We start from the raw sequence: 10,919 nt of genomic DNA, 5'->3' as shown, positions 1-10,919 counted from the left end.
GCCCTACCGCAACGTAGCGCCTAGAATGAACCTATGGAAATTTCGGAAGAACGCACGGCACACATGCTGGGTTTGGTAGCTTTCACGCGAATTACGGCGTACGCGAGGCTGGCTCGGGATGTGTCCCAGACCACCGATTTTGCTGATCAGTTGGCGTTGGCGCGGATGGGGGTTTCGTTTGTGACCGCCATCGATGATTTGGAAGCGTTTGCTAACCGGCGGGGCTTAGATTTGGCGGATTTGACCCAACCGTACGTGGGCTTTTTTGACGATATGGAGCTGCGAACCCGCCCGCGTGACTGGTGGGAACGCATGGTGAAAAGCTACATTTTTGTGGGGATTTTAGCGGATATGGAGGATCTGGCAGCCCAGTTCGTCGGGGCTGACATGATCGAAATTCTGGGGGTTTCCGGGTCTGCTGGACTGACCCAATGGGTGCGGGCGCGGCTGCGTGACGGAATCGCGGCTGACCCGACGGTAGAGTCGCGCCTATCCATGTGGGGGCGTCGTGTTGCGGGAGAGGCCGTAGCCGGGGTCAGAGCTATCCTGGATGCTTACCCGCTGCTCCTACCCGCAGGCGTAGAGGTCAACGACAAGGTCGAGGAAATCCAAAAGCAGCATTCCCGCAGGATGGAAGACTTAGGTTTGACTTTCTAAAGGAAATCAGATGGCGAAGCCAATCCGGTTTTGACGCTCCGGAGCAAACTCGACATAGGCGATGCTGCCCGCATTGATGAGGGTGTGCGACTCGCGCTTGTCCACCAAATCAATGATTTCCCCTGTGGCGATGGCATCTTTGAGCAGTTTTTGCAGTTCCTCGGGGGATTTGTCAATATCGAGGGCGATTTCGCGGGCTACGGACTTTATTCCGATTTTGATTTCCATTAATTTTCCTTTCCGACTGTCCTTTCATTCTAGGGGTTTTGCCCGGTGAGCGGGAATTATGCGCTCGAAGAGAGAGCGAGTTTAATAGTCTCCAATTTTCGCCTTCGGGGGTGCTGATACTCTCAGGGTATGGAGATTTTCGATGACTTATCGCGCCGAGTTCGCCACTCGCTTAATGACGGTGAATCTGTGCTTGTGGCAGGCGTTCCGGCTAGCGGGAAAACCACGCTTTTAGCCCAACTGCTAGTGGATAATCCCCGGATGTTGGTGTTGAGTCAGAACGCGGGTGCCGCCCGCCGGTTGAGCGAGCGAGCCTTGGAGATTCGGGCGCAATCTGAGGATCCGCACTGTCCCATGGGCGCCAGCAAAGGTTTCGTGGCGGAAATCTTTGCACGTTTCAATCAATGGCGCAGAGAGGGAGGACTGCCTGAGGTTAGACTGGCCACCGATGCTGAGGTGATGGTCCAAATCCAGGATTTTCTGGCTGAAATGCCCCTCGAAGAGGAGCTGCGTTCAGCCCTGGAAACCCAAGGTTTCCGCCGCGATTTGGTGGACGGGATTTTCCGCGTCCGGGCTTTTGCTGGCGGCGCTTCATCAGATCCCGCACCACCGGCGGTTCATCCCCTAGTGACCCAGCTCATTCAGGCCATGCAAACCGACCGGGAGGCCCAACGGCTGCAGGCTCGCCAATCTGCTTGGCCCCTGGACACGGCTTCACTTTTTGAGGAATACCTCTTGGCGGTGAAGGCGGGAGCCCCGGTTCCAGAACTGGTGGGAATCGATGATCTGCAAAACTTCAACGGGCTGATGATCGACATCCTGTCTCTTTGGGCGACGCATGGAACCGCCCTCGTGGCCTGTACCCTGCCGGAAACCTGCGTGAACACCTATCGCGGGGCCAGTCCGCACTTGTGCGAGAGACTGTGGCAACAGTTAGAGAACATCCCCGGCAAAACCGTCACCGAGATTCTGCTGAACCGGGAACACGTCCCTGCACCGTTGCGCCGAGTGTGGCGTACAGCCGTGAATCGCTTGGGAGTACACGGCATCAGCGCACGTTTGTGGAACGCTGCGGGGGAGTCCTCCCCGGACTCGGCACAGCCAGATTCAACCTGCGTTTCGGACTGCCCGGACCACGTTATTCTGGTAGAAAAGCCCACCGACACGGCCCAATACCGAGAAATCGGGACGCTCCTGCAAGACGCCCATATCTTCTCTGCCCACCCTCTGAATTATTCTCAGATGGCAGTTTTGACCCGGTCTTCCCTGGAAGCCCGGCAAGTCGCGGAAGTCTTGGAAAACATGGACATACCGGTGGTAGTTCCAGGAGCCGGAGCCCAGCTCAACGAAGGGCGTCTAACCCGCTGCCTGCTTCAGATGATGCAGGCAGTTTGTGTGGAAACCCCTGACCAGGTAGAGCTGTCGGATCTGGATTTGGTCGGATTACTTTCCTCTGCCCTAGTGGGCTGGGACGTGTGGCGAATGCGGCGACTCGACTCTTTCCTGCATGACCTGACATTGCTTCCCCCGGGGGAAGTCGGGGACGGTGAGAAGCCTTCCCTCTCCGCCCTGGAATCCGGAAATGCCGCTGATGATGAGCACAGCGAGTCCGGCACAGTTGGAATCCTGCCCTACATCCGTCAGTTTTTGCATACGGTGATTTCCGGCCAGGACTTCGCGGGGCGCACTCTGGCTGAGATTATCTCCGAATCTGCTGACGCAAACCAGCTCATTGACCTGGGGCAAGCGCTCCAAGCGGGATGGCAGCAATGGAAAGCCGATCCGGGATCGGTGCAGCTGCTGCTGTGGAAACTCTGGGATGGTCTGGGACGTGCCGAAATCCTCCAGGCTCGAGCCCTGCAGCCCGGTTTGGTGCCCATGGTGCGTTCCACCCTGCAAATTGACCTGGATTTGGTGATGGATTTGTTCAAAGCGGCGGACTGGTTCGAGGCTCGAAATCCGGGACAAACCGCGGCGGACTTCGCACAGGGGATGTTGGCTCGCGATCTTCCAACCGGCACCGTTGCCCCTCATCATCTGGTGCGAGACGCGGTCACTGTCGTGTCAGCCGCAGCCGCTGTCTCACAGCACTGGCCCCTGGTGGCAGTGGTGGGACTGACCGACGGAATCTGGCCGACGCTGCATTGGCCGGGTTCAATCTTGGGTACTGCCATGTTCGATCTGGAAAATCACGGCAACCCCGCAAGCTCCAGCAGTGCCGGTTACCTGTGGAACTGGCAAAACGAATACCGGCATTTCCTTACCGCCCTGACACGTTGCACTGAACGTTTAATTTTGGGCACCACCGCTGAGGACGGAGTAGGACGTTCCACCTTCCTCACGCCGCTGGTACAAACTTTGCAGTTGGAGTCGAAACAGCATCGACATCTACCCACGAACCTGCGTGACTTTGTGGCTTACCTGCGTGCGGCCTGCTTGGGTGGGGAAACCAGTTGGGGAACTCCCGCTATCGATGCCCCTGCCGCTGCGGGGCTATTGGCGAAATTGGCAGCGGGGGACTGTCCTGCCGCTCACCCGGACAATTGGATGGGTGTCTTGCCGGTCAGCGGAACCACTCCGGAATCAACCGAAGTTCACATCTATGCCTCAGGCCTGGAACGTGCCTTGGAAAATCCTTTGGATAATGTGCTGAGCTGGTCAGGCTACTCTAACGACGAAGATGACCCTTACGCGTCGAACAAAATCGGAAACATTGTTCATGAAGCCGCCGAAATTCTGGGACGCAGATACTGGTGGAAGGACCACGGGCCGCGAGACGATTTGGAGTACGACCAGGTCCTGACCGAACTGCGCGAGGAGACGCGTCGTCTGCTGGGACCCCTGACCGGAGACACCTGGATGGAATGGAACTTCCGTCGCCGAGTCGAAACCTGCCTGGTGCCCCTGGCGACTTTCTTGGTCAATCATCAGTATCCGTCTCTTTTTGAGGTGCGTTATCCCGGTCGGTTGCCAGCCAGTTCCGGGGCCGGCGCCCTGGTGTATAACGCCCGTATCGACCGGGTGATGTTTGCGCACGGGCAAGTCATCTTAATCGACTATAAGACCGGAGCTAATTCTAAATTCAGTGCTGCAAAGGTGGCGGCTAATCTGCAGTTAGCCTTATACCAAGCTGCCTATAACGCCTCTGCGTTAGGCCAGCAGCATCCCTGCGATTTGGCGGAAATTGTGGCCCTCCTGGTGCCGCCGGACTCGGACGAGCCGCTGAACTCCCAAGTCATCGAGGAGCCGCGAGACCCCAAAATTTGGGTACAAAAAGCCCTGGTGCCGGGAACGGAAACGATTACCCTCCCCAAGCGATTCTCCGCTGAACAGCGCCAGATTCTGCTCAATCCGCTGGCCTGGCTACGTGGTGAAGCTCCGGGAGCGCCCGATCCGGAAACCATGCCGTTGCGGGACTATTTACAAGACCGTGTGGACTTAGCGGTGGCGGCGTTCAGCGGACCGAATTTGTCACGAGTTGAATTCCTCGATGCTTGGGGCGAAGGGGATCCTCTCGGAGTGGAAGTGAGAAAACGATGACTACGTCCAAACAAGTGAAAGAACTGTTCTCAGCGGCTGACCTGGCTGCTTTGACGGGAGCTAATCCACCGACCGAGGAACAATCCGCGGTAATTACGGCTCCGCGGGGACAACTCCTGGTGGTAGCCGGGGCCGGTAGCGGGAAGACGGAAACCATCGCGAACCGGCTGGTTTACTGGGTCATCAACGCTGGTATTGTTCCTGAATCCATCCTCGGTTTAACCTTTACTCGCAAGGCAGCGGGGGAAATGGCGGCCCGTTTCGCGTTGCGTCTGGAACGCTTCGCGAGTCTCATGGAGTCAGTGCAAAATCGGCAGCAAACTGCGGAGGTTACCGCGGTGTTAAAAGCCGCAGACTTTGACCTTGACCAACTGCGCCAACGTTTCGATACTCTCGCTCAGCGGGGCATGACCCCGGAACTGCTGCGCCACCCGGTCAGTGTCTCTACCTACGATTCCTATGCGGGAACCCTCCTGACCGAATTCGGCACGTTAGTCGGGCGTGAATCGGGTTTCACCACCATCACTGATGCCGCCAGGTACCAAATCATGACTGACGTAGTGCAAAGCTGGACGGGCGCGCTGGGGGTGAAACGCGAAGGTGAAAACACTGAACATCTGATAAAAAATCTGCTGTCCCTGGCTAACGACACGAATTCGCATCTCGTAGATTTGGCTGAGATGAAACAGACCTACCGTTCCTATCTATCTGCCGCCCAGCACCTGCGTGATTCCGAAGGCTCAGAACTCAACGGGACAGCATTGCGCCATTTGAAAAGCATCCTCAACACTATGGAATTCGGACGTAACGCCACAGGCGTCATCCAGGCTTTCAACGAACGCAAACAGGAACTCATGATGGCAGACTTTTCTGACCAAACTCGGGAAACGGTTCATTTGGTCGAGCAACTGTCGGTCGTCGGGGAAAGCCAGCGGGAGAGATTCCAGCTGGTGTTCCTGGACGAATTCCAAGACACCTCGGTGGCTCAGATGCGTTTTCTCTCGGGAATTTTCCGCGATTGCGCGGTTACCGCGGTGGGCGATCCGAATCAAGCCATTTACGGTTGGCGAGGGGCTTCCGCAGCTTCGATGGAGGACTTCGGCGACATATTCTGCACGGATCCTCACCAACTACTCACCCGAACCTTGTCGACTTCGTGGCGTAACGACGAAGTCATCCTCAAAGTCGCTAACCGAATTTCGGCCGAACTGACCACGGCCCCTTCCCCAGGCGCGAGCGGGAAAGCTCGGCAGAATCAGGGTCTCCAGCCCGCTGCCAGTAAACCTCTGCGGCCCCGGCCGGGGGCGAATCCCGGTATCGTCTACGGAATCCAGACATTGACCGATATTCAGCAAAGTCAAGCGGTGGTGAACTTTTTCCGATTATGGCAAGCCCAGCGAGTCAAGCTGCAAAGTGAGGGGATACCTGCCGAAAAGTTGCCGACTGCCGCCATACTGTGCCGTGCGAAAAATGCTATTCCTAACTTGGCTGAGGCACTGCGCCGAGCTGGAATTCCTTATCAAACCAGAGGCATGCAAGGTGTTCTGACAGATCCGGGGGTACGCTTGGTGCGGGCTGCTTTGGAAGTCACTGATGATCCTGAAAAAGGTGCCAGCCTGCTAATTTTGCTTGATAGATATCGATTGGGATTGAGCGATATCCAGGCAGTGGGGCGAAATCCGCACCGTTTCACTCCTTACCAGATCGTGATGGAGGGCGGTGCCCAAGTCTCCGCTGAAGCTGCCATGCGATTGGAAAAACTGCGTGGAATTCTCACGGAACTCAAGGAGAACGCCGCGTTCGCAACCCCCTTAGTGTTGACGCGTTTGGCGCATCGACTGCTTGATTTGGACATAGAACAACAGCTGCCGGGCTCCCCGTGCCAAGCTGGGGCTTATGTTGAGTTCTTAAACCTGGTTCGTGATTTTGGGCGGATTCCCGGAGCAACGTTGAGCGGATTCCTCAACTGGCTGAGTGCCGGGGAACAAGAGGAAGCCAGCTTCGCTGACCTGGACTTCGAGGTTGATAATGCGGCGGTTCAGATTATCACCATGCACGCCGCGAAGGGCCTCGAATGGGATTGGGTGGCCGTTCCGAACCTGAACAAAAACTCTTTCCCCTCCAGCAAAGGCGAAATATGGGCGATGCGACGCGACGTCCTGCCCTATCCGCTGCGCAGCGACCGGGCTCATCTGCCCGAGCTGGAACTGAAAACCCAAACGGTTCTGACCGCGACAGGAAAAGTGTCATCGAAAAAAGGTCTGCTGGAGTCGTATCGGGAAGAGGCTGGCCAATACACCCTGCGAGAAGAGTCCCGGTTGGCCTACGTGGCTTTCACCCGTGCCAAATCACGGCTGCTGCTGGGACACTGCTGGTTTGAGCGGCAAACCAAGAAGGGACGTTTGCCCAGCAAGTTTTTCCTGGTGCAACAAGACCCGCACCAACGCATCTTCACCGATGCTGATGTCATGGGCGGGGCGGACGGGCCGGACGTCATCCGACAAGACCCATCCGCTGCGCCGAGCGTGCAGACCTCGGAGGAAGGCACAGCTGAAGCCCAAAACCTGCTGACCCCGTTCAACGCTGAGACGTTTGCACAGGAGGCCACCCGATTGGGAATTACGCTCCCCAGCGTCGAATGGCCTAAAACCGAAGTCACGTCCATCCCTGAAAAATCCGAAAATCCGAATCGGGACCGATTCGAGGGAGGCGTTTGGCCGGCCCTGCCGTGGACCCAGACTCGCCAGGACCTGGCTCATGCGTATCAAGTTACCGAGGATGCTTTGGCTAGCGGCAAATTTGCTGACGGAATCAGTCAGGACGCCGCTGAAGAAACGGAGCGCCGCTTGAGTCAACTGCTGCGCCAGCCGCAAACGCGCCTGGGAACGGGCGATTTGCTGGGACGAATTTCCGCTACCGGGATGGCGCGTTTGGCGCAAGACAGTGAGGGTTACCTGCTCCAACGCCTGCGTCCCCTGCCGCAGGAGCCCAGTGCGGCGGCTCGTTTGGGAACCTATATGCACGCGTGGATTGCCAGCCAGCTCGAAAATGAAGATGCGCTCATTTTTGATGCCGGGATGGAAGACGGGTTCACTCCAGACCAGCGCAAGCTGCTGCACAAATGGCAACAGCATTACGCTGACCTGGAACTGCTGCGCCGCCTGCGCCGTCCGCGAGTCGAATTTGACGGCGAACTCTATGTTGGGGAAGGAATCGGTGCCGTGATTCCGCTGCGCATCGACGCGCAGTTTGAGGAGGCGCAAACCGGGAAAATCTGGATTCTCGACTGGAAGACCGGCCGGCGCCCGACCCCGAAGGACTATTCTCAGTGGCTGCACCAGCTGGGAATCTATCGACTTTACTGGTTACAGGCCCATCCCCAGACCCCCGCGGAGGACATCGTGTGTGCCTACGTGTTTCTCAATGAGGACGACCCGGAGCGACAATTGCTCACCCTTCAGGACATCCTCGACGAGCTGGGCATAGCCGACTACAGTCAGGATCTCTTGGTCAGTAACTTGACGGACCGTGGAAAGGAGGCAGACGAAGTTTTAGAAAAGTTTGGATATTGAGGCCGCTGCCGGATTGCCCTAGACGCTTGCCGTTCCCGGCTTCGTGGAGGAGGGGACGGCAGAAGGGTGCGGGGCCGCCCCGGTCTCGTGCCACTCCGGGGATAATGCCACCTGAGAATGAGGAAGGGACGAAGTCCTATATCAGTCTCGTGCCGTTGAGGAACGGTAGAGAAAGGCTGGTCAGGACGGCGTCCGGGGCAGTTCGTCCCGGTGTTGCAGGAAAACCGAATCTACCCGGCCTTAGGCTTCATCCGGGGGCAGCGAGGAAACCTGGGTATCTGACTCCGTGGCAATTTCCGCGGTACTCGCGGAGGGGGTTTCGTTCCCGTCCGAGCTGCGGTCAGGAATGCTGGTGGTCTGGTCCTCGTAGAGAGGGCGGCCCGTTAGTGACAGATCTCCCTCCAGCCGCTCCAGCTGCTCGTTCAACAGGTCTTGGGCATCGGCAATTATTGAGGCATCTCCCTGGTCGACCCCCCAATTGAGCCAATTGACCAGAGCCAGCTCAATATACAGGTCGGTACGTTGACGCAAGAACGGGTCTGAACCCTCCGCGCGTCCCAAATGGTAGGCGTCAAAGACTAGGTCCACGGCTTCATCCGTCAGCTCCGAAGCTACCCAGGACAAATCCTGCGAGGGGTCGCCCACGCTGACCTCGGCAAAACCGGAAATCCCCAAAATTCGGGAATCCGCGACCAGGACATGCTGGGGTTCCAGGGAGCCGTGGATAAACGTGGGATGGAAATGCCACCAGGCATCTTCGTCAAGGGCTTGTTCCCAACGAGCCTGCAGAACCGGGGGAACCAAACCGGTCGCGACCGCACGGGAGAGGTTTTTGCGCAGGTCCGCGCGGATATCATCTACGCTGGGGGTAGGGAAGCCCACATGAGCAACCAGGTTAGCGGGAATCTCGTGTAGCGCCGCGATGGCTTTGCCCAAAGCACGCAGCAGGTCCGGATCCTCTGCCAGTTCGTTGAACTCCAAGGGATTGCCCGGCAACTGGCGATAGACAAAAATAGAGGTCCCGTCTTTCGAGGTGGCGCTACCTTCGATACGGGGCACGTCAAAAGGAAGTCGGTGCGCATCGCGGTAATTGGCCAGCATGGTTAAAATCTTTTGCTGCTTGTCCAGAGCCACCTCCGCATCCGCATGCTTAGCGCCGACGATACTCCATCGGGCTGAGTGATTATCGAGGACGCCGACCCAGCGAAAATCAGTGTCTTCGCCCAGCGGCGGGCACAGGGACTCAACCTCAAGGTCTGGAACTGCCACGGTGGCCAAAGCCGCCAAGGTCAGAAAATCGGTATCGCTCATCTCTCAATTTTATGTCACCCTGGGGGACAAACCATCAGACCGCTCCGGAAAGCCGGAAATCTGGCCATTTAAAGCCCCGCCTGGGGCGGGGTGCGCGACCAGCCGGGAAACCTACGTCGATTTTTGGCAAAACTATGGCAAACCTCAGAAAAACCTGAAGATTACATGAATGTAAGATGAGAATTTACCGTTTTGAACGGGGACCCTTGCACTATAGCAGTAAAAAAAGCGTTTAAACTGACCGTAATTGTATTGGCTCTCAGGCGCGAGGGAGTTGTCGACTTGGGATTAAGTTACGGGAAATTGCAGCCGCTGATGGATGATCCGGCGGTGGAAGAGATCTGGCTGAACAGTCCTTCTCAGGTGTTTTGTTCCCGCGACGGACAAGCCCACCTGACCAACCTGTTGCTGGCTGAAGACGAGGTGGAAGCCCTGGTGGAGAGGATGCTGAGAGCTTCGGGGCGGCATCTGGACTTTGTCAACCCCTGCGTGGACGCCACCTTGGAAACCGGAGAACGCTTGCACGTCGTCATTCCGCCCGTGACAGCCACCTGGTCCATCAATATTCGTAAGCACAGTGCCAAAGCGGTGCGAGTGCGGGACCTGGTTCGGCTCAACATGATGCCCGCGTGGATGGCTCGTTTCCTGGCCGAAGCGGTGCGCATCGGCCTGAATATCGTGGTGGCCGGGCCGACTCAATCGGGGAAAACCACCACGGTCCGCGCCCTGTGCGGGGAAATCCCTCCTGACCAGCGCGTCATCACTTGCGAGGAAGTGCTGGAACTCAATCTGAAAGCCCCGGACGCGGTGGCGATGCAAACCCGGAACGCTTCGATTGAAGGCCAAGGCGAGATTACCCTGCGAGATTTGGTTCGAGAAACCCTGCGGATGCGTCCCGACCGGCTCATTATCGGGGAGGTCCGCGGCGCTGAAAGCCTGGACATGCTCATCGCTCTGAACTGCGGAATCCCCGGCATGTCCACGATTCACGCCAACACCGCCCGCCAGGCGATTACGAAACTGTCGACTCTACCGCTGCTGGCGGGAGAGAATGTGACCGCGGCATTCGTGGTGCCGACTGTGGCGGGAGCCATCGACCTGGTAGTTCAGTTGCGCGGAACCTGGCAGGGCAGCCGGGCGGTGACGGAAGTGTTGGCTTTAGACGGGACCCTTCGCGATGGCCAGGTCGCGGCGCACCCGCTGTACAGTGCGCCACCCGATGGTGCTCAGCCAGCCAAGAACCCTGCGGATTTCGATTTTCTTTCCGCCTTCGGTTCTCGGGCCAGCCAGTTGGCGGCTATCTGGCGGGAGACACCCTATGACTAGTTCCCTATTGACTCTGGCGGCAGCCCTCAGCGCAGTTTCCGGGATTTTCCTGGTGACGTTGGCACCGAGACGGCATTCGGCGCACCGAGAGAGCTTTCTGAAACGCTATTGGGCACAGCGCCGTACCCGCTTCAACGACATCACCGCGGTGAGCGGAACACGCATTGGGTTGGAACAGTTCCTGGCGCTGTCTCTCCTGGCGGGGGTGTCGGCAGGGAATTTGCTCACCCTTGTCTCCGGACTAGGGATGGGTGGGTGGTTGGCCGGGCCGCTAGCCGCGGAGAT

General features: G+C 57.8%; 6 protein-coding genes and 1 pseudogene. 5 read left to right on the top strand and 2 right to left on the bottom strand.

The window, feature by feature from the left end; translation table 11 throughout:
* Window positions 1-33 precede the first annotated feature (33 nt).
* Window positions 34-657 carry a ferritin-like fold-containing protein gene (locus AC5LBQ_RS04910; RefSeq protein WP_282921936.1) on the top strand — a complete coding sequence of 208 codons (624 nt, stop codon included), beginning with the start codon at window positions 34-36 and terminating at the stop codon, window positions 655-657.
* Window positions 658-663: 6 nt separating this feature from the next.
* On the opposite strand, the gene AC5LBQ_RS04905 is transcribed toward AC5LBQ_RS04910, so the two are convergent.
* On the bottom strand, window positions 664-885 hold the full coding sequence (locus tag AC5LBQ_RS04905) for a DUF3107 domain-containing protein (RefSeq protein ID WP_493264799.1): 222 nt from the start codon (window positions 883-885) through the stop codon (window positions 664-666).
* Between the two features lie 129 nt (window positions 886-1,014).
* Here AC5LBQ_RS04905 and AC5LBQ_RS04900 point away from each other — a divergent pair, with 129 nt between their 5' ends.
* Window positions 1,015-4,425: a PD-(D/E)XK nuclease family protein gene (locus tag AC5LBQ_RS04900; RefSeq protein ID WP_493264798.1), complete on the top strand. Its 3,411-nt coding sequence runs from the start codon at window positions 1,015-1,017 to the stop codon at window positions 4,423-4,425.
* Entirely contained in the window at window positions 4,422-7,997 is a 3,576-nt protein-coding gene (locus AC5LBQ_RS04895) for an ATP-dependent helicase (RefSeq protein ID WP_493264797.1), read from the top strand. Before AC5LBQ_RS04900 ends, AC5LBQ_RS04895 begins: the two co-directional genes overlap by 4 nt.
* Before the next feature lie 240 nt (window positions 7,998-8,237).
* On the opposite strand, the gene AC5LBQ_RS04890 is transcribed toward AC5LBQ_RS04895, so the two are convergent.
* Window positions 8,238-9,308, bottom strand: a complete 1,071-nt coding sequence (locus AC5LBQ_RS04890) for a macrolide 2'-phosphotransferase (RefSeq protein WP_493264796.1) — start codon at window positions 9,306-9,308, stop codon at window positions 8,238-8,240.
* 252 nt (window positions 9,309-9,560) lie between these two features.
* Here AC5LBQ_RS04890 and AC5LBQ_RS04885 point away from each other — a divergent pair, with 252 nt between their 5' ends.
* Window positions 9,561-10,634, top strand: a complete 1,074-nt coding sequence (locus AC5LBQ_RS04885) for a TadA family conjugal transfer-associated ATPase (protein WP_493264795.1) — start codon at window positions 9,561-9,563, stop codon at window positions 10,632-10,634.
* Window positions 10,627-10,919: pseudogene (locus AC5LBQ_RS04880) on the top strand (type II secretion system F family protein); the annotation flags it as partial. The gene AC5LBQ_RS04885 and the pseudogene AC5LBQ_RS04880, both read left to right, overlap by 8 nt.

The organism is Mobiluncus sp. (genome assembly GCF_985070215.1).
This window is presented reverse-complemented; position numbering and strand designations above follow the sequence as displayed.